Annotated in this window: 6 protein-coding genes; 3 read left to right on the plus strand and 3 right to left on the minus strand. The window is 75.4% G+C overall.

Going from position 1 to position 19,989, the window contains the following annotated elements; genetic code table 11:
- Positions 1-240 precede the first annotated feature (240 nt).
- Both ACFWPT_RS01665 and ACFWPT_RS01670 read left to right on the plus strand, forming a co-directional pair.
- Entirely contained in the window at positions 241-1,593 is a 1,353-nt protein-coding gene (locus ACFWPT_RS01665) for a Dyp-type peroxidase (RefSeq protein ID WP_380478687.1), read from the plus strand.
- A 55-nt stretch (positions 1,594-1,648) separates the two neighbouring features.
- A complete protein-coding gene (locus ACFWPT_RS01670; RefSeq protein ID WP_380478689.1) occupies positions 1,649-2,773 on the plus strand; it encodes a catalase family protein in 1,125 nt (374 codons plus the stop codon).
- Between the two features lie 84 nt (positions 2,774-2,857).
- Here ACFWPT_RS01670 and ACFWPT_RS01675 read toward each other — a convergent pair whose 3' ends face one another.
- Positions 2,858-3,763 (minus strand): hypothetical protein, encoded by a 906-nt coding sequence (locus tag ACFWPT_RS01675; RefSeq protein ID WP_380478691.1) that lies wholly within the window; start codon positions 3,761-3,763, stop codon positions 2,858-2,860.
- A gap of 267 nt (positions 3,764-4,030) precedes the next feature.
- Between ACFWPT_RS01675 and ACFWPT_RS01680 the strand changes: the two genes are divergently transcribed.
- Positions 4,031-4,957, plus strand: a complete 927-nt coding sequence (locus ACFWPT_RS01680; RefSeq protein WP_380478693.1) for a DUF4232 domain-containing protein — start codon at positions 4,031-4,033, stop codon at positions 4,955-4,957.
- 105 nt (positions 4,958-5,062) lie between these two features.
- On the opposite strand, the gene ACFWPT_RS01685 is transcribed toward ACFWPT_RS01680, so the two are convergent.
- Both ACFWPT_RS01685 and ACFWPT_RS01690 read right to left on the minus strand, forming a co-directional pair.
- Entirely contained in the window at positions 5,063-6,532 is a 1,470-nt protein-coding gene (locus tag ACFWPT_RS01685) for a condensation domain-containing protein (protein WP_380478695.1), read from the minus strand.
- A complete protein-coding gene (locus ACFWPT_RS01690; RefSeq protein ID WP_380478697.1) occupies positions 6,529-19,887 on the minus strand; it encodes a MupA/Atu3671 family FMN-dependent luciferase-like monooxygenase in 13,359 nt (4,452 codons plus the stop codon). Before ACFWPT_RS01690 ends, ACFWPT_RS01685 begins: the two co-directional genes overlap by 4 nt.
- Positions 19,888-19,989: the final 102 nt, after the last annotated feature.

A 19,989-nucleotide genomic window follows, 5' to 3' on the forward strand; every position in this document is an offset into this window, starting at 1 on the left:
ATGCTCCGCATGGACTCCCTCCTCCGCCTTGCGATGCACGCACCCCAACGCCGCCACGCCCGCCCTCCGGGCGGACGACGGGAGTTTGAAGACACGCCCTAGCACCCGGACACGGCCAACCGTCGGAGCCCGCCCACCACCGGCGGACCGACTCGGCCGGTGCGAGCCGGCCGTCGCAGGGCTGTCCAGGCAGCGACAGACGCAGAGACAAGAGACAGATGTGGAGAGGCACAAGCAACCATGAACACAGCGGACAGCGGCAGCGCGGCGGGCGTGCGCGTCGAGATCGACGACGTCCAGAGCGGGGCCCTGCGTCCACGGCCCGTGCCCTACGAGGGACGGTTCGTCTTCCTGCGCGTGGATGACCGCCACGTCGGGCGCGCCCTGCTGCGCCGACTGCTCCCGTTGGCCTCGGGCGGTCTGCCCAGCGTGGACCCGAGCCGGGATGCCTGGGTGACCGTGGCGTTCACCCACCAGGGGCTGAGGGCCCTGGGGGTGCCCCAGGAGTCGCTGGACAGCTTTCCGCGGGCGTTCCGTGAGGGCATGGCCGCTCGGGCGGAGCTGATCGGCGACGTGGGCGAGAGTGCACCGGCCCGCTGGGAGGCCCCGTTCGGAACCGGTGAGGTCCACATCGCGTTGAGCGCCCTGTCCTCCGATGCGGCGCAGCTGGAGAGGGAGCTGGGGCGGGCCCGTGTCGCCTACGAGGACACGCCCGGTGTCCAGGTGATCTGGCAGCAGGAGGTCCACCAGCTCCCGACCGGGCGTACCACCTTCGGGTTCCGTGACGGCATCAGCCATCCGAACATCGAGGGCGTCGGGCTGCCCGGCTCCAACCCGCAGGAAGCCCCGATCAAGGCCGGCGAGTTCATCCTCGGCTACCCCGACGAGACCGGAAGCCTGCCGCCCGTGCCCAGCCCCGACGTGCTGGGACGCAACGGGACCTACGTGGCCGTTCGCAAGATCCACACCAACGTGGCGGCCTGGCGCCGGTACCTGCGTGCGAACAGCTCCAGCGCCGAGGAGGAGGCACTGCTGGCGGCGAAGATGGTCGGGCGCTGGCCGAGCGGGGCGCCGTTGACGCTGGCGCCGGAGCACGATGATCCGGAGCTGGCGGCCGATCCGCGCCGCGTCAACGACTTCCTGTACCGGGAGAACGACGATCGCGGCTTCCGGTGCCCGGCCGGTGCGCACATCCGACGCACCAACCCCCGCGATTCCACCATCATCGGCGACGCACGGATGCACCGGCTCATCCGTCGCGGCACCACCTACGGCCCGCCGCTGCCGGAGGGCGTGCTGGAGGACGACGGCGCCGAGCGGGGCCTGGTCGGCGTGTTCATGGGGGCCCATCTGGAACGGCAGTTCGAGTTCATCAAGGCCGAATGGGTCAACGACGGCAACTTCATCGGCTACCCCGGCGAGAAGGACCCGGTGGCCGGACACCACGGCGGAACCGGCAGCGTCACCATCCCGGAGAAGCCGGTCCGGCGCCGCCTGAAGAACCTGCCCAGCTTCGTGGTCACCCGCGGCGGCGAGTACTGCTTCCTGCCGGGTCTGCGTGCCCTGCGCTGGCTCGCCGAGCTGGAGGACTGAGGGCGGTTCCCACCCCCTGAGGTCCGATCACGCTCTCCGAGGAGAGGTCGGAGTCATGACAGCACAGTTCGTCCGCTACACGCCCGACGTCGAAGACGACGACCCGCACTTCGACCGCAACGTGCAGACGGTGATCGAGAAGACCGAGAGCTACATCGCCGAGTCGGTCGAGGCCGGTGGCACCGGACGGGCCCTGCGCGACGCCCACGCCAAGGGCTACGGGCTGGTCCGAGGGGAAGTGGAGATCCTGGCCGGGCTGCCCCCCGAGTACGCCCAGGGAATCTACGCGACTGCGGGAACCCACGATGCGCTGATCCGCTTCTCCAACGGCTCGCCCCACGCCGGCGCCGACGCGCGACTGGGTGCCGCCACCGGACTGGCGCTGAAGATGTTCGACGTCCCCGGCCCGACCCTGCTGGAGGACGAACCGGACACGGGCACGTTCGACTACGCCAACATCAACGGACCGGTCTTCTTCTGCAACACGGTCGAGCACTACCTGTTCATCCAGGAACTGTTCCTGAACGCGCCGGCGTACTTCTCCCAGGGCCGACCCGGCGCGCATCGGTTCTTCACCGAGTTCGTGACCGGGAAAGGAACGCTGGACCAGGAGGACTGGGCCTGGGACGAGTTCCTGGCCTTCCTGCGCCTGTCGAAGACGCCTCCGGCGAACCTGCTGCTGTCCAGCTACTGGACGATGGGCGCGGTCCGGCACGGGGACTACATCGCCAAGGTGCGCATCACCCCCGACCCGTCCTTCGCCGCGGCGGTGGTGCGGCGCACCATCGACCCGGCCTCGGGGGCGGAGTTCTTCCGGCCGGCCCTGCAAGCCGAGTTGCAGGAGCGGCCCTACGCCTTCGACATCCAGGTCCAGCTCTGCACCGACCTGGAGCGCATGCCGGTGGAGGACACCACCGTGGAGTGGCCCGAGCAGCTCTCGCCGTCCGTCACCGTGGCGAAGCTGCGGCTGCCGCAGCAGGACATCTCCGGCCCCGAGAACCTGGAGAAGATGGACTCGCTGTCCTTCACGCCCTGGCGGGTCACCGCCGAGCACGCGCCCCTGGGCAACATCATGCGGGCCCGCAAGGAGGTCTACCGGCGGTCCTCCATCGCGCGCCACGAGCTCAACCGGCAGCCGCGCACGGAACCCCGCAGCGCCGACGACGTACTCGGCGCCTGACCCGGCCCACCACCGCGACGGTGCGTCGACCGGGGCGGTCGGCCCTGACAGCCCGCTGCCGCCGGCGTGCCAGGGCCCGGCCGGTCACTTCAGGGTGACGATCTTGCGCATGCCCAGGCCGGCGTTCGGGACGCCCGTCCGCTCGTCGGGAATCATGCAGAGCAGGACGTACCGTCCGGGCTGCAGGCCGTGGGCCTGCACGGAGGCGGTGCGGTCGCCGGACATGGCGCCGAGGCCGGTGGCCGGCCCGGTGAACGGGGACCGGGCCGGCAGGCCGCCCAGCGCGACGTCCCTCAGGTACTCCCCGATCTGCTCGTCGGTGGTGTCCGCACCGATCGGCCGCAGCTGCATCTCGTGGATCTGCTCGGACTCGTCGTGCACCAGGTAGGCCAGGTGCGCGTGGTCGACGTCCTCGGTCTGGAAACGCGGGCCCTCGGCCGTGTCCTTCTCGATCACGATGCCGTCGTCGAAACGGACCTGGTTGTCGTTCTGGCCGTTCGTACCGACCAGGTTCAGTTTCCTGGAGACCGGGTGGGCCGGGTCCACCCGGAACGCGGTGAGGTCCAGCAGGTAGACCGGCCCGGGGCTGACCTCCTCGGTGAACTGCTCGTGCACCTGCGAGGTGACCAGCGCCCCGCCCAGCAGGTCCGCCTCACCGTTCACCGCCCGGATCCCGGCGCCCGCGGTGGCCGGCGACGGGCTGACCGCGTCGGCGAGGTCCCGGAGGACCCGGTCGATGGTCACTCCCTCGTGCGGACGCAGCAGCTGCAGCTGCCGACCGTTCGGGTCGTCCGTCTTGACCCGGAAGCTGACCAGGCCGCCCTTCGCGGTGTCCGGTGCCTGCAGGCCGGAGGCTCCGATGCTCACCTCGACGGGGTGCTCCTCCGGCGAGGCGGCGCCGGCCGTACCACTCGCACCGACGCTCGTCGCCAGGGCGAGGGCCGAGACGGTCACCGTCCGTACCATGCGCGCGAACACGTGCTCCACCATGAAGAATCCTTTCTGTGGGTGGCCTCCGGCGCGGAACATCCCCCACCGCGTGCGGCAGACCACGCCCCGCACCGGAAGGCGACCGGTTCGGACCATCGGGCAGCGGGGCCCGGTCACCGATGGCAACGGTGCCGGCGGGCGCGACGGGACGCCCGGAGGCCTGACCGGCCTCGGTTCGGCGGGCGCCGGGCGGATCGTTGCGGTCCTGTTGCGCGGGCAGTGGCGCAGCTCATAGGCGTTGCGGGTGGTTCGTGATCGCATCGGCTGATGCATCAGTTCGAGAACGCCGGGAATCACCTGACGGCCCGCCGGCCCGCTGCCGCTGTCGTGGTGGTCGCGGTCTGCGCGGCCCTGCTCGTGGGCTGCGGAGAGCGGGCGACCGGGGTTTCGGCGGCCTCCGGCGGTGCCGGGCCGTGCGGGGCGCCGGTGCCGTCGGCGTCCCGCAATGGGCAGGCGTCGCCCGGGCTCGCGCAGGGCGGGGTGCGGATCACGGCCGCCAGTGCGGCCTGCGCGGAGTACGAGGTGACCAATCCGGGGGACGAGACCTCTGATGTCACAGCGGTGTTCAGCCGCCTCTCGGCGGCCGGAGGTGCGCTGGACAACGTGACGCAGGTCGTCACCTCGCTCGCTCCGGGGGCCACCGCGAAGGGGCGGATCGAGCTGGACGGGCACGGGCAGGCGCGGCCGGGCGCCGGACCGCTGGTGAAGATCGTCCAGGTCCGCAGTGTGCCCAGCGCCGAGGCCTCGCAGCCGGGCGGCCCCTGCCCGGCCTCGGGCCTGCGGCTGTACGCGGACGACGGCGACGCCGCGATGGGCCTGCGCGTGGTCGGCCTGCACCTGCGCAACTGCGGGACGTCCGCGGTGTCCGTCAACGGCTACCCGAAGCTGCAACTGCTCGACGTGGAGCACCGGCCGGTCGACGGGGTGCGTTTCCTGTCCGGCGGTGCCGGGATCGCCAGCGGCACCGGTGCGGACGACCCGCCGCAGGAGGTCGTGCTGCACCCGGGAGAGGGCGCCCGGTCCACGCTGGTGTGGCGCAACACCGTGGAGGCGGGCAACCCGGTGAACGCCCCTTACGTGCGGGTCCGGGCCACCCCTGACGCGGCCCCGGTGATGGTCGTCCCGGAGATCGACCTGGGTACCACGGGGCGGCTCGGCGTCGGCGCCTGGACCAGGGAGGACAGCCGGCCGTGAGCGGGGCGCCGGCGGTCCTCCCCGGTGTGCTCTCGTGCTGGGAGAATTTTCCACGGAAAATTCTGGTCCCCGACCGCCCCGCCCGGGGGCGGTCCGTCCGGTCGGTCAGCCTGGCCGGTCCGTCAGGTGCCGGGCCAGGTCGTTCACCAGGGCGTCGAGCCAGGAGCGCACGGTGTCCGGGTCGAACAGGTCGGCGTCGTACTCGGCCAGGCCCGCGTAGCCGTCCGTGTCCGGGGTGAGGACCAGCAGGAGGTCGGAGCGGGCCGAGGGGCCCGGCACGTCCTCGACCTCGGCGGTCAGGCCGGGGAGGTCGAGGACGGCGGGCGGGGTGCTCTGCACGGTGAGCAGGACCTGCGGGTACGCGTCGGGCAGCCGGACGCCGCGTTCGCGCAGCGGTTCGACCAGCAGGCCGAAGGGGACGGTGGCGTGGTCGAGGGCGGTGGCGATCGCCGTCGCGGCCGTGTCGACCGATTCCCCGAACCCGCCCGGGGAGCGGGTGGGCAGCCGGATCGGGAGGCCGAAGGTGAGCAGGCCGACGACCCGTTCGTCGGCCGGCCGGGTGCGGTTGGCGTGGGAGAGCACCACCAGGGTCTCGGACGCCCCGCTCAGCTCGCCCAGCAGCCGCGCGTAGGCGGCGAGCAGGACGGCCGAGGCGGTGGTGGAGCGGGCGGCGGCGTAGCGGCCCACCGCCTCGGCCGGTGCCGCGGGGAGGCGGAAGGCGGCCGTGGCACCCCGCCCGGAGCGCTGCTCGGGGCGGGGCCGGGCGGTGGGCAGCTCCGCCGCCGACGCGACGCCGTCCAGGGTCTTGGCCCAGTGGTCGGCGGCCACGGCGACGGCGGCCCGGGTGACCACGGTCCGCTCCCAGCAGGCGTGGTCGGTCATCCGGCCCGGGTCCTCCGGCAGCCGCCCGTCCGGGCCGTACAGCGTGCCCAGGTCGGCCAGCAGGGTGGCCAACGACCATCCGTCGACCGCGATGTGATGGAGCGTCAGCAGCAGCACCCACGCGTCGTCGGCGGGCCGCAGCAGCCGGGCGCGCAGCAGCGGGGCCGTGGCCAGGTCGAAGGGGCGGTCGCTCTCGGCCCGGGTGGCCTCGGCGAGCGTCGCGTCCCGCGCCCCGGGCGTGAGCGCGCGCAGGTCGGCGACCGGGAGCTGCACCGGGGCGTTCGGCAGCACCTGTTGGAGCAGGCCCAGGTCGGTGTCCCGGTAGCTGGTGCGCAGGCTCTCGTGGCGCCCGGTCAGCGCCGTCAGCGCGGCGGCCAGCCGCTCGGGCTCCAGCGGCCCGCGCAGGGCGATCCGCTGGGTGATGTTCCACACCGCCGGGTCCGCCGCCCGGCCGTGCGCCCGGTGCATCCGGCGCTGCGCCACCCCGGCGGGTGCGGCGGCGAGGGCCGTGCCGGAGCCGGTCAGGGTGGCCAGCAGCCGTTCCCGGTGGGCCCGGACGAGCCCGGTGGCCTCTTCGTCGAGCGCGCCGGGCGGGGCCAGGTAGCCGAGCCGGTCGCCGGTGGTGCGCAGGACGATCTCGCGCTCGTCGAGCAGCCGGACGAGCCGGTGCCAGCCATCGTCGACAGGGGTCACAGCGTGCCCTCCTCGTAGGCCGGGGCCTGGCGGTCCTCGGTCTGCGGCTGCTGGGCGGCCATCGCGCGGATGGTCGGGCGGCGGAAGAAGTCCAGGACGCCGGTCCGGATCCCGGTGGCCTCGCGGACCCGGTTCAGCAGCCGGGTGGCGGCCAGCGAGTGCCCGCCGAGGTCGAAGAAGGAGGTCTCCACGCCTGCGGGGCGGCCGAGTTCCTCCTCCCACAGCCGTTGCACGGTGCGTTCCAGTTCGGTGGCCGGGGCGACGGCGGCCCGGCCCGCGCCCAGCGGCAGCGGCTCCGGCAGGGCGGCGGCGTCGAGCTTGCCGTGCGCGGTGAAGGGCAGCGCGGCCACCGCGGCCCACAGCCCCGGCACCATGTGCTCGGGCAGCAGGTCGGCCAGGTGGTCGCGGACCCGGGGCAGTTCGGCGGCGGCGCACTGCACGTACCCGGCCAGCGTGGTGCCCGTCCCGGTGCGGCGGGCCGTCACGGCCGCGCCGCGCACGCCCGGGACGGAGCGCAGCACGGTCTCGACCTCGCCCGGCTCGATCCGGTAGCCGCGCACCTTGACCTGGCGGTCGGCGCGGCCGAGGTACTCCAGGGTGCCGTCCGGCCGCCAGCGGCCGAGGTCGCCGGTGCGGTAGCGGCGGCCGTCCGGGGTGTCGGTGAAGGCGGCGGCGCTCTCCTGCTCCCGGCCGGGGTAGCCGAGCCCGACCTGGACGCCGAGCGCGTGGATCTCGCCGACCGCGCCGGGCGGGACGGGGCGCCCGGCGGCGTCCAGCAGCAGGATGCGGGTGCCCGGCACCGGGCGGCCGATCGGCGCGTGGTCCGGTCCGTCCGGGGCGACCTCGCCGGCCGTGACGGCGTGGGTCTCGGTGGGGCCGTAGTGGTTGATCAGCCGGCAGCCGGGGTTGCGGGCGAGGAAGGCCCGCAGCCCGGGGGTGAGCAGCAACTGCTCGCCGCCCGTGATCAGTTCGCGCAGGTGGGGCACCGGTTCGTCGCCGAGGGCGTCGACCAGCGCGGCCAGCGGGGTGTACGGCAGGTGCAGCCGCTCGGCCCGGGTGGCGCGGACCACGGCGGCCAGCGCCGTCACGTCGTAGCGGGTCTCCTCCTCGATCAGCAGCAGGGTGCCGCCGCCGGCCAGCGTGGTCAGCACCTCCTGGACGCTGACGTCGAACCCGCAGGAGGCGTACTGCAGGGTGCGGGCGGCCGGGTGCTCGGCGACGTTCCAGGCCAGCAGCGCGGACAGGCCGAGGGTGTGCATCAGCACGCCCTTGGGGCGGCCGGTGGAGCCGGAGGTGTACAGCAGGTACGCGGAGGCCTGCGCGGAGGGGGTGGGCAGCGGCGGCAGTTCGGCGGAGGCGGCGACAGCGTCGGCCTCGGCATCGGTGTCCGTCAGGACCGTCGGCAGGGACAGGCCCATCAGGTCCGTGTCCGAGGCGGTGAGCAGCACGGCCGGCGCACTGTCCGCGGCGATCAGCCGGCAGCGCTCCGGGCCCTGCAGCGGGTCGATCGGCACGTGGACGGCGCCGAGGCGCAGCACGGCCAGCAGCGCGGCCACCTGATCCAGCGAGCGCGGCAGCAGCACGCCCACCCGGCTGCCCTCCCGCACCCCGGCGGCCAGCAGCCGGCCGGCCAGTTCGCCGGCCCGGGCGTGCAGCGTCCGGTAGTCGGTCCCGGTGCCGTCGGCGGCGACCACCGCGAGGGCGTCCGGACGGGCGGCCGCGACGGCGGCCACCGCCACCAGCGGGTGCGCGGGCGCCGGCTGCGCCTCGGGCCCGCACTCCAGGGCGGGGTCGGCAGGGGCGGCCGTCAGCTCGGCGAGCGGGCGGGCCGGGTCGGCGACGGCGGCGGTGAGCAGCCGCTCGAAGGCGTCGAACAGCCGGTCCACCGTGGCCCGGTCGAACAGGGCCTCGGCGTACTCGACGTGGCAGCGGATGCCGTCCGGCAGGTTGGTGAGGAAGAGCGACAGGTCGAAGGCGGAGCGGTCCACCACGTGGTCCAGCGGGCGGGCCGTCACCCCGGGCAGGTCCAGTTCGAAGACGGCGTGGTTCTCGAACTCGACGAGGACCTGGAAGAGCGGGTTGCGGCTGGTGTCCCGCTGCGGGTTGAGCTCCTGGACCAGGACCTCGAAGGGCAGCTGCTGGTGCTCGTAGGCGTCCAGCGCGCTGGAGCGGACCCGGTCCAGCGCCTCGGCGAAGTCCGGCTCCCCGGACAGGTCCAGCCGCAGCGCCAGCGTGTTGACGAAGAAGCCGACCAGGTCCTCGGTGCCCTCGGTCCGGTTGGCCACCGGGGTGCCCAGCACGACTTCGTCCTGGCCGCCGTAGCGCTGCAGCACCCCGGCGAAGGCGGTGAGCAGCACCATGAACAGGGTCGAGCGGCGGCTGCGGGCCAAGTCCCGCAGGCCGTCGGAGAGTTCGGCGGGCAGTTGACGGACGTGGGAGCGGCCCCGGCCGTCCGGCACCGCCGGGCGCGGCCGGTCGGTCGGCAGGGCCAGCACCGGCAGGTCGCCGCCGAGCACCTTGCGCCAGTACGCGAGGCTCTCGTCGTACGCCCCGGCGGCCACCGCGGCCCGCTCCCGGACGGCTTCGGCGGCCGGCGTGGTGGTGAGCACCGGCAGCCGGGCGGGGCGCTGCTCCCGGGCGGCCCGGTACAGCTCGCCCAGTTCCCGGGTGATCACCACGGTGGACAGGGTGTCGATCACGATGTGGTGCATCGACAGCACCAGGACCTGCCGGTCGGGCCCCGTCTCCAGCAGCCGGGCCCGGAACAGCGGGCCCTCGGTCAGGTCGAAGCGGCGGGTGCCCTCGGCGGCGACCAGCGCGGCCACCGCCTCGTGCTCGGGCCCGTCGGCCGCGACCCGCTCCAGCAGCGGGCCCTCGGGCACCGGGAGCACCTGCTGGAACGGTTCGCCGTCCTGCTCGCGGAAGGCAGTGCGCAGCCCGACGTGCCGTTCGACCAGCGCGCGCAGCGCGGTGTCGAGTGCGGCCGGGTCGAGCGGGCCGTCCAGCTCGATGGCCTTGACCTCGTTGTACTGCCCGGTGTCGGGCAGCATCCGGTGCAGGAACCACATCCGCTGCTGCGCGTAGGACAGCGGGGCGCCGCGCTGGACGGAGCGGCGCAGGGCGTCGATGTGCGGCATGCCGGAGGCCACCTGGTCGGGGGCGAGCCCGAAGTCCACGAAGCAGGCGATCTCGTCCGCGCCGGCCGCCCGCAGCTCGGCCAGCACCGACCGCACGCTCTCCGGGGTGCCGATCAGCGCGCGGGAGGCGCAGTACCGCTCGTAGGCGCGCTCCAGCACGAACTCCAGGTCCTCCTCGCGGGTGTTCTCGAAGTCCAGGGTCAGGCCGAGGCTGTTGGCCATCTGCCCGAACAGCGAGAGCGAGGAGCGCAGGTAGTGGCAGAACGGGCGGTACGCCTGCTCGCGGGCGGTGGCGAGGTCGGCGCCCAGGTAGGTGTGGACGAGCACGACCACCCGGCCGGCCTCCGGGTCGAGGCCGTGCTCGGCCCGGGTGCGCCGGTAGAGCGCGACGTTCTCGGCGAGCTGGGCGACGTCCTGGGTCATCAGGTTGGTGATGATGCCCAGGTCGTGCCGGGCGGCCTCGCGGAAGCTGTCCGGGTTGCCGACGATCGCGGTGAACATGGGCGGCTGCTCCTGCAGCGGGCGCGGGTGCAGGGTCACCTCGATCGGCTCCCCCTTGCCGTTGCGGCCCCGGTAGGGCTCACCGCGCCACAGTGCCCGGACGGTGTCGATCTGCTGGTGCATCAGCTCCTTGTGGCCGCCGTAGTTCTCGGGGAAGAACAGGAAGTCGTTGGGGTGCCAGCCGCTGGCGCAGCCCAGGCCGACCCGGCCGCCGGACAGGTTGTCGACCACCGACCACTCCTCGGCCACCCGGACGGGGTGGTGCAGCGGCAGGACCGCGCAGCCCGCGTTGAGCCGGATCCGGGTGGTCTCCCGGGCCAGCGCGGCGGCCAGCACCGAGGGGTTGGGGAAGATCCCGCCGAAGGAGTGGAAGTGGCGCTCCGGCAGCCAGACGGCGTGGAAGTCGTGCCGGTCGGCGAAGCGGGCGCTCTCCAGGACGATGCGGTACTTCTCGTCCTCCGGGGAGTCCAGGGGGTAGTCGCCGAAGAAGTAGAGGCTGAAGTCGACCGGGCGCTGCGGGTCGCTGACCGGGTGGTACGGCGTCCCGGCGGGCTCGGTGTGGCCGGCGCCGGTGATGCTGGTGGTGCCGGTGCTCGTACGGTCGTCCGCCGCGGGCGCCGGGAGTGCGGCCGCCGGGCGCGGGGCCGGGAGCCGTACCCCGGGCGAGGCCGGGAAGAAGCCGCCGCGCCGCAGGTCGCGCAGAGAGTCGCGGACCGCGTCGGCCACGAACTCCAGGTCGCCGTCGGTGTGCGCGGTGGAGAGGAAGAAGTTGCGCCACTCCCACACGTAGACCCCGCGGGTCAGCAGCTGCGGGAAGAGCAGTTCCATGTCCGCCCGCGGCTCGAACCGGAACAGCGAGCCGAAGTGGGCCAGCCGCAGCGGGAACTCCTCCTCCTCGAAGAACCCGTTGAGGGTCGCGGCCAACTCGTCGGTACGGGCGTTCAGCCGCTCCTGCAAGCCGGGGCCGGACGCCTTGAGGTGGCGCAGCACGGCGCCCGCGGCGGTCATCGCCAGCGGGTGCTGGATGTAGGTGCCGCCGAAGAAGGTGGTGTCCTTGGGCGGGTAGCTGTCGTCCCCGTAGTCCCAGTGGCCGCCGTCGATCCCGTCCAGGATGTCGGCGCGCCCGGCGATCGCGCCGATCGGGTAGCCGCCGCCGAGCACCTTGCCGTAGGTGGAGACGTCCGGGGTCACGCCCCAGAAGCCCTCGGCGCCGCGCAGGTGCGGGCGGAAGCCGGTGAGCATCTGGTCGAAGACCAGCACGATGCCGCGGCGGGCGGTCAGTTCGCGCAGCGAGCGGACGAACTCGACCGGCTGGCGCCCCGGGTGGCGGCTCTGGACGGGTTCGACCAGCACGGCGGCGATCCGGTCGCCGAGTTCCTCGATCACCTGGAGGCTCTCCGGATCGCCGTACCGCAGCACCACGAGGTCGGCGACCGCGCTGCCGGGGATGCCGATCGACACCGGGACGGTCTCCCGGTCGGCGCCGCGGCCCACGGTCCGGCCCAGGGTGTGGTCGAAGTGGCCGTGGTAGGAGCCCTCGAACATGACGATCTTGTCCCGGCCGGTGTACGCGCGGGCCAGCCGGATCGCCCCGGCGTTCGCCTCGGTGCCGGAGTTGGCGAACGCGACCCGCTCGGTGCCGGTCAGTTCGGCCAGCAGTTCGGCGGCCTCACCGGTCTCCGGGCCGCGCGGGCCCAGCCGCAGTCCGCCGGCCAGGTGCTCGCGGACGGCGTCGGAGACGAACTCCGGGTCGTGGCCGAACAGCAGGACGCCGAAGCCCATGGTGATGTCGACGTACGTGTTGCCGTCGAGGTCCTCCAGGCGGGAGCCCCGGGCCCGGCGGGCGGCGAGCGGGTAGAGCATCTCCTTGGTCGCGGAGCGGAAGCCGACCACGGCGCGGCTGTCCGCGAGGGTGCGCCGGTGGCGGCGGGTGACCGCCTTGGAGGCGGCGGTCCGGGCCGTGAAGCGGGCGACCAGCTCGTCCACGTGGGCGCGCTGCTGCTCGGTCAGGCCGCCGGAGGCCATGCCGGACTCCCGGGAGACGGTCACCCGGGGGCCGTGTACCTGCGGGGCGGGCGGGGTGGCCGGCGCGGGGGCGGGGGCAGCGGCGACCGGGGTGACGGCGGGTGCGGCGGCCGGTGGCAGGGCTACGGGGGCGGCAGCCCCGGGGAGCGCGGGCGGCGCCACCCCGGTCCCGGCCAGCAGGCCGAGCTGGTCGCGCATCAGGTCGGAGAACTGGCCGAGCAGGGCGAGCTGGCGCTCGATCAGGCCGGTGCCGTCGGCCACCGGGGCGAGCACGGGCGGTGCCGTCGGCGCGGGCGGGACGGGCGGAGCGGGCGGCGTGGGGAGGGCGGCTGCCGCGACCGCCTGGGGCGGGGCTGCCGGAGCCGGTATCGACGCCGCTTCCGGGGCGGAAGCAGGGGCGGCGGCAGGGACCGGTGCCGGAGCCGCCGCCGCCGGCTCGGGTGCGGCGGCCGGCAGCAGCGCGTCCCGGACGGCGGGCTCCAGCCGGCCGGCGATCAGCCCGGCCAGCCGGGCCGGGGTGTCCGCCGCCTCGAACAGTTCGCGCATCGAGACCCGTACCCGGAAGGTCCGCTCCAGGTCCCGGATCATGTTGATCATCGAGAGCGAGTCGGCGCCGAGGTCGAAGAAGGGCTCGTCGGCTCCGACCGACCCCTCGTCGTGGCCGAGCTGGCGGGCCGTCTGCTCCAGCACCTGGCGCAGCACGGCCTCCTCGGCCAGTTGCTCGGGGCTCGCCGCGGACGTCACTGCGACGGGCGTCACTGCGACGGGCGCCGGGCCGGGCGCCGACGCGGCCTCTGGTACGGCCGACGGCGGAACGGGCTGCTGGGACGGCGGTGCCTGGTGCATGGCGGAGTCCTCGGTGGTCGGCCGGTCGGGGGCGGTGAACCAGTGGCGGCGGCGCTGGAAGACGGTGGTCGGCAGGGGCACGCGGCGGGCCGGGCCGTCCGGCCAGTCGCGGGCGGCGGCGAAGCGTGCCCAGTCGAGTGGGACGCCGTGGGACCACAACGCGGCGGCCGCGACGCCGAACTGCCGCTCCGGCGGTGCGCCGCGCCGGGCGCCGGCCACGAAGTGGCGGTGCGGCAGCTCCCGGCGGCCCATGCCGGTGAGCGTCAGGTGCGGGCCGAGCTCAAGGAAGAGCTCGTGGCCCTGCCCGTCCAGGGCGGCCAGGACCAGGTCGAAGCGCGCGGTCTCCCGGGTCTGCCGGACGAAGTAGTCGGGCGTGGGCACGGTACCGGGAGCCAGCACCTCGCCGCCCAGGTTGCTCACCAGCGGTACGGTCAGCGGCCGCAGGCGCAGCCGGGCGAGCTGCTCACGGAACGGGTCGAGCACCGGGTCGAGCAGCCGGGAGTGGAAGGCCCGGTCGGTGGCGAGCCGTTCGGTGGTCACACCGTCGGCGGCCAGCACGGCCTCGGCTGCCGCGATCTCGCGCGGCGCTCCGGCCAGCACGCACTGGCCGGCGCCGTTGACCACGGCCAGCTCCACCCCGGGCAGCCAGTCGCCGAGTGCGGCGAGCCGCTGCGGGCCGGCCATCACCGCCGTCATGGCGCCGGCCTCGGTCGCCCGGTGCATCAGCCGTCCGCGCACCGCGGTGAGGAACATCCCGTCGGCGAGGTCGAGCGCGCCCGCCGCGTGGAAGGCCGCGTACTCGCCGGCGCTGTGCCCGGCGACCGCGGCCGGACGGAGCCCGAGCTCCTGCCAGAGCCGCAGGTAGGCCGCTTGCAGGGCGAACAGCGCGGGCTGCGCCGCCTCGGTGGTCCAGGCGTCGTCGGCGCCCTCGGGCACGGCGTCGAGCAGCAGCGGCAGCAGCGGCTCGCCCCAGGCGTCGCGGTGCAGCCGGTCGCACTCGTCCAGCACGGCCCGGAAGACCGGGAAGGCGCGGTGGAGTTCGGCGGCCATGCCCCGGTACTGGGCGCCCTGGCCGGTGAACAGCAGCACCGGCTGCACGTCGCTGCGCCGGGCCTCGCGGTGGACAGGCACGGCACCGGAGGTACGGCCCGCAACGGGCACGGCGCCGGAGGTACGGCCCGCAACCGGTACGGCGCCGGAGGCGCGGCCCGCCAAGTGGGCCTCCAGGCCCCGGCGCAGCTCGTCGGGGTCGGCGCCGGTGACGGCGAGGCGGTGGCGCAGCGCGCGGCGGCCGCCGCCGAGGGTGAGCGGCAGGTCGCCGGGGGCGGGGGCGGGCCCGGCGGCCAGCCGGTCGCGGAGCAGGCCGGCCAGGGCGGTCAGGCCCTGCTCGGTGCGGGCGGACAGCGGCAGCACGGTCGGGGCGGGGCGCGGGTCGGCGATGCCGGGCGCGGCTGGCGCCTCCTCCAGCACCAGGTGGGCGTTGGTGCCGCCGACGCCCAGCGCGCTGACCCCGGCCCGGCGCGGGGTGGGGCCGGCCGGCCAGTCCCGGCGCTCGGCGGAGAGCCGGAACGGGCTTCCGGCGAGCTCCAGCGCAGGGTTGGGGCGGCTGAAGTTGACCAGCGGCGGGATCGTGCCGTGCCGCAGCACCAGCAGCGCCTTGATCAGCCCCGCCATTCCCGCGCAGGTGTCCAGGTGGCCGATGTTGGGCTTCACCGAGCCGAGCGAGCAGAAGTCGGCGGCCTCGGTGCGGGCGCGGAACGCCTGGGCCAGCGCCCGGAACTCGATCGGGTCGCCGAGCGGAGTGCCGGTGCCGTGCGCCTCGATGTAGCCGACGCTCTCGGCCGGCACCCCGGCCAGGTCCAGGGCCCGGCCGACCACGGCCGCCTGCCCGTCCACGCTGGGCGCGGTGTAGCCGACCTTGAGCCCGCCGTCGTTGTTGACGGCCGAGCCGAGGATCACGCCGTGCACGGTGTCGCCGTCCGCCAGCGCCCGGTCCAGGCGCTTGAGCAGGACGGCCGCGACGCCGTTGCCGCCGACCGTGCCGCCGGCCGCTGCGTCGAAGGCCCGGCAGGCGCCGTCCGGGGAGAGGATCGACCCCTCCTCGTAGCGGTATCCGGCGGCCTGCGGGGTGTGCAGGGCGGCGGCCCCGGCCAGCGCCAGGTCGCAGTCGCCCGCCAGCAGCGACTGCACCGCCAGGTGCACCGCGACCAACGAGGTCGAGCAGGCGGTCTGCACGCCGATCGCCGGCCCGGTCAGACCCAGCCGGTAGGCGACCCTGGTGGCGGCGAAGTCGGCCTGGTTGCCGATCGCGGTCTGCAGCGCGGCCACCGGCTCGGCCGGGTCGGCGGTGGCGGCCAGGGTGTGCTGGTAGTAGTTGCGCAGCGCGTACAGGGTCATGCCGGTGCCGGCGAAGACCCCGACCCGGCGGCGCGGGTCCGGGGCGTCGTAGCCGCCGTCCTCCAGGGCCTGCCGGCAGATCTCCAGCAGCAGGCGCTGCTGGGGGTCCATCAGCGCCGCCTCGGTGCCGCTGATGCCGAAGGCCTCGGCGTCGAAGTGGTCGGTGTCGGGCAGCGCGCCGGTCACCGGGACGAAGTCGGGGTGGCGGTACTCCGCCGGGCGCAGGCCGGCCGCCGCCAGTTCGTCCTCGGTGAAGCGGGTGGTGCTGCGGACGCCGTCGACGATGTTGCGCCAGTACTGCTCGGGGGTGTCGGCGCCGGGGAACCGCAGGGCCAGGCCGACGATGGCCACCCGGCGGTCGCCGCCGTCCGGGCCGCCGGGCGCGGCGGTGGCGGCGGCCCGAGTGGGGGCCGTGGGCTCGGTGGGCGCTTCGGCCAGGTGCGCGATCAGGGCGTCCACGGTGGGGTGCCGGAACAGCTCGGTGGGCGCCGGGGGCGTCGGCAGGACGGCACCGAGCGCGCCGTGCACCCGCATCAACTGGAGCGATCCGATGCCGAGTTCGGCGAGCGGGCGGCCCGGGTCGAGCGGGGTGTCGAGGACCGCCTCGAAGGCGTCCAGGACGGCCCGGCGCAGCTCGGCGGTGGCAGGGGTGGCGGGGCTGGCGGGCCCGGTGGCGGCGGACGGTACGGCTGCGGGCGGCTCGGTGGCCCGCTGCGGGGCCCGCTCGTCGGCCGGCCGTGCGGCGGGCGCTTCGCGGACCGGTCGCGGTGCGGTGGCCAGCAGGCGGCGGCGCGCGGCGGGGGCGCTCGGGTCGGGCCCGGCGTACCAGCGTCCCGGGGCGGCGGCCAGCAGCAGCGAGGCGAGTCGGCGGCCGTGCGCGGCGCTCAGCACGGCGATGCCCCGGTCGGCGGCGGCCTGCTCGTGGTCGGTGGCACGGTTCATGCCGACCCCGCTCCACAGGCCCCAGGAGATCGTCCAGGCCGGGGCCCCGGTCTCCCGGCGCAGCCGGTCGACGGCGCTCTCCAGGTAGCGGTTGGCGGCGGCGTACGCCGTGGAGCCGACGGCCTCCTGGAAGCCGACCATCGAGGAGAAGCCGACGAACTGGGCGCCGGGCCGCTTCCGGACCAGCTCGACGAGGTGGTCCGTGCCGGTCGTCTTGGCGCGCACCGCCTCGCGCCAGCCGTCGGGGCCGGTGTCGGCGAGCAGCGCGAGCCGGTAGCTGCCGGCCAGGTGGAGCACGCCGTCCAACGGCGCCTGCCAGTCCCGTTCGGCCTCGGCGACCACCGCCGCCAGCTGCTCGGGGTCCGTCACGTCGGCGCGGCGGTAGTCGACCCGGCCGCCGTAGGAGGACAGCCGGTGCAGCGCGGCGCGGCGCTCGGCCGCCTCGGCGGTCGGCGCGTCCAGGTCGGTGCGGCCGATCACGAGCAGCCGGGAGCCGTGGTCGCGGAGCAGGCCGGGCAGCAGCTCGGCGGCGATCCCGCCGAGGCCGCCGGTGACCAGGTAGCGGGCGCCGGGGGTGAGCAGTGAGCAGCCCTCGGGCCGGCCCTCGGTTGCGGTCCCGGCGTCGGGCCCGCTTACGGTCTCGGCCGGTCCCAGCCGGGGCACCCACGGGCGGCCCTCGCGCCAGGCGCACTCCGGCTCCGGCCGGGGCTCGGCCAGCAGGGCGAGCAGCGCGGCGGCCTGCTCGGCGGCCGGTGCGCCCGCCGGCAGGTCGATGTGCCGGGCGGCCGGCACCAGTTGCTCGGCCCGGGCTCCGGCGGTCAGCGCGGCCTTCAACTCCGAGCTCGGGTCCGGGAGTTCACCGGGCAGCACGGCATGCAGCCCGGCGCTGACGGTGACCAGCTCGCCGATCGGCGGCCGGCCGGCCAGGGCCCGCAGCAGGGCGAGCAGCGCTTCGTCCCGCGCCGCCGCGTCCGAGGGCCGCGGCGCGTCCTCGGGCCGCGCGCCCCACAGGTGCACCACCCGCGCGGGGCGCTCCTCGCCGAGCGCCCGCAGCCACTCCCCCGGGTCGGTGGTCGGCGGCCGGTCCACCACCACGGCCTGCGGCAGGGCGGCGCGCAGCGCCTCGGCGAGGGTGCCGGGGCCGGCGGGGCCTAGCAGCAGGGTCGGCCCCTGCGGAGCCCCGTCGACCGGGACCGTTCCGGCCGCCGGGGCCTCCGGCACCGGGCGGGGTTCCCAGGCGAGTCGGCGCACGCAGTCCGGCAGGGTCCGGGAGTTGGCCTCCGCCAGGTCCAGGGCGACGAGGTGCTCGTCGAGTTCGCCGTCGAGCAGCCGTCGGCGCAGCGCGGTGCGCTGGATCTTGCCGCTGGTGGTGCGCGGGAACTCCGACGGCGGCACCGGCAGCACCAGGGCGGGGGCGGGCTGCCTGCGGGCAGCCAGCAGTCGCCGGACCTCGGCGGCCACGGGCGGTGCGGGGGCGTCCTGGTCGTTCGGCACGTAGACGACCACCAGTTGCTCGGTGCCGGTGCGGTCGTCCGGGACCCCGAAGGCGGCGACGTGCCCGGAGCGCACCCCCGCCACCGTGGCCACCACGTCCTCCAGCTCGTGGCAGAAGTAGTGCACCCCGTTGACGATGATGATCTCCTTGCGACGGCCGGTGAGCACCACCTCCCCGTCGGCCAGGAAGGCCAGGTCTCCGGTGTCGAACCAGCCGTCGCCGACGAAAGCCTCCCGGTCGGCGGCCGGGTTGTTCAGGTAACCCGGAGTCACCCGGCCGGAGTTGACCTGGAGCCGGCCGACCCAGTGCTCGGGCAGGGCCCGGCCGTCCTCGCCCGCCACCCGCATCCGGGTGCCGGGCGCGGGACGCCCCATGCTGAGGAAGCCGGTGCCGCGCTCGCGCGAGGCCGGGTCGGCGGGCTCCAGCCGGCCGCTCAGCGAGTCGGTGCGCACCAGGCGGCGGGCGCCGTCCTCGTGGTAGCGCTTGTAGGTGATCACTGTGCAGGTCTCGGCCATGCCCCAGCCGAGCAGGACGTGGTCCGCGCGAACGCCGAACGGCCCGGTGGCGGCCAGGAATTCGTCCAGCACTGCTTCGGTGCACTGCTCCCCGGCGTTGATCAGCGACTTGAGCGCGGAGAGGTCCCAGTGCCGGCCGGGACCGGCGGCCCGGACCGCCTCGGCGACCAGCCGGAAGCCGAAGTTGGGCGACCAGGAGTGCGCACCCCGGTAGCGCTCCAGCGTGTCCAGCCAGACCAGCGGGTCGGCGAGCACCAGTTCGGTGGGCACCTGCACCTGGTCGGCGGCCAGCGCCACGTCCCGCAGGTGGAACATCAGCAGCCCGGCGACGTGGTCCAGCGGCAGCCAGTTGACGGTGACGTCCTCGGGCGAGCTGCCCTGGGAGGTGGCGCCGGCCACGTACTCCAGGATGCCGCGGTGGGTGATCTGCACCGCCTTGGACCGGCCGGTGCTGCCGGAGGACAGCTGGAGGATCGCGACGTCGCCGGGGTCCGGGGCGTGCTCGGCGCCTGGCGCGCCGATGGTGCCGGTGCCGGGCACGCCGATGGTGTCGGGCGCGGCGCCGGTGTCGGTGGCGACACCGGTATCGGCGGGCCGGTGGTCGACCGCGATGACCCGCAGGCCGGGCGCCGGGTAGAGCTCCCCGAGCCGCGCCAGGCCCGCCACCGCCGGGCCGCAGGCGAGCACCGGCGGCTCCTCCAGGGTCTGCCAGGCGTGCCAGAGCTTCTCCAGTACGGGGTTGCGCTCGTCGTAGGCCGGCGGGCGGGCCACCGTGACCGGCTGCACCCCGCCCAGCAGGCAGGCCCACAGGGTGGGGAAGTAGCGCTCCGGGTCGGGGACTTGGAGGATCACCCGGTCGCCCGCCCGCAGTCCGGCGGAGGTCAGCAGGGCGAGGGTCTCCCGGGCCTGCTCCAGCAGTCGGCGGTAGGTGAGCCGGGTCGCCCCGCCGTCGGCCCGGACCAGGTGCAGGCCGCGCCCGGGGTGCCGCTCGGCGGCGCGCAGCAGCGCCTCGGGCAGCGTCCGGGGCGCGTCCGGCACCGGGTCGGGCAGCGGGGCGCCGACCGCCTCCGCCCCGGTGCCCTCGGGGGCGGCCGTCGGGCCGTCCGGGGCGGGGCCCGCCGCCGTCCCGGCGTCTCCGAACGGCCGCCAGTGCGCGGTGAGTTCGCGCAGGTGGCGCAGGGCGGGCCCGGGCTCGGCGGGCGGCCGGGCGGCGGCGACCGCCAGTGCGGCGCGGTCGGGCTCCCCCTCCGGGGTGCGGACGATGCCGTCCAGGAGGTGCACCTCGGCACTCGGGTCGGCGTCCAGCAGGGCCGCGGCGGCCCGACGGCGCAGCGCGGCGGTGTCGGTGTCGGCAGCGGGCACCAGGTAGGCCAGCAGCCCGCGGCGGCCGTCGGCGCGCTCGACCGGCAGCAGCGCGCAGTCGGCGACCTCGGGACGCAGCAGCAGCCGGGCCTCCAGGGCACGCAGCCGGGCGCGGTCGGGACCGGTGGAGCTCATCAGGTACGGCACCTTTCGGATCGGTGCCGGGGCGCGCGGGTACGGACCGCCCCGGGGCACGGAGGGTGAGCGGATCGGGCTGGTGCCTGCGGCGCGGTGGCG

This window comes from Kitasatospora sp. NPDC058478 (assembly GCF_042720345.1).
In the GTDB taxonomy this organism is placed as follows: Bacteria; Actinomycetota; Actinomycetes; order Streptomycetales; family Streptomycetaceae; genus Kitasatospora.

Excerpts from the sequence above, each read along its gene's own strand:
- ACFWPT_RS01690 (WP_380478697.1), bottom strand. The coding sequence starts at position 19,887 with ATGAGCTCCACCGGTCCCGACCGCGCCCGGCTGCGTGCCCTGGAGGCC.
- ACFWPT_RS01680 (WP_380478693.1), top strand. The coding sequence starts at position 4,031 with ATGCATCAGTTCGAGAACGCCGGGAATCACCTGACGGCCCGCCGGCCC.
- ACFWPT_RS01670 (WP_380478689.1), top strand. The coding sequence starts at position 1,649 with ATGACAGCACAGTTCGTCCGCTACACGCCCGACGTCGAAGACGACGAC.
- ACFWPT_RS01665 (WP_380478687.1), top strand. The coding sequence starts at position 241 with ATGAACACAGCGGACAGCGGCAGCGCGGCGGGCGTGCGCGTCGAGATC.
- ACFWPT_RS01675 (WP_380478691.1), bottom strand. The coding sequence starts at position 3,763 with ATGGTGGAGCACGTGTTCGCGCGCATGGTACGGACGGTGACCGTCTCG.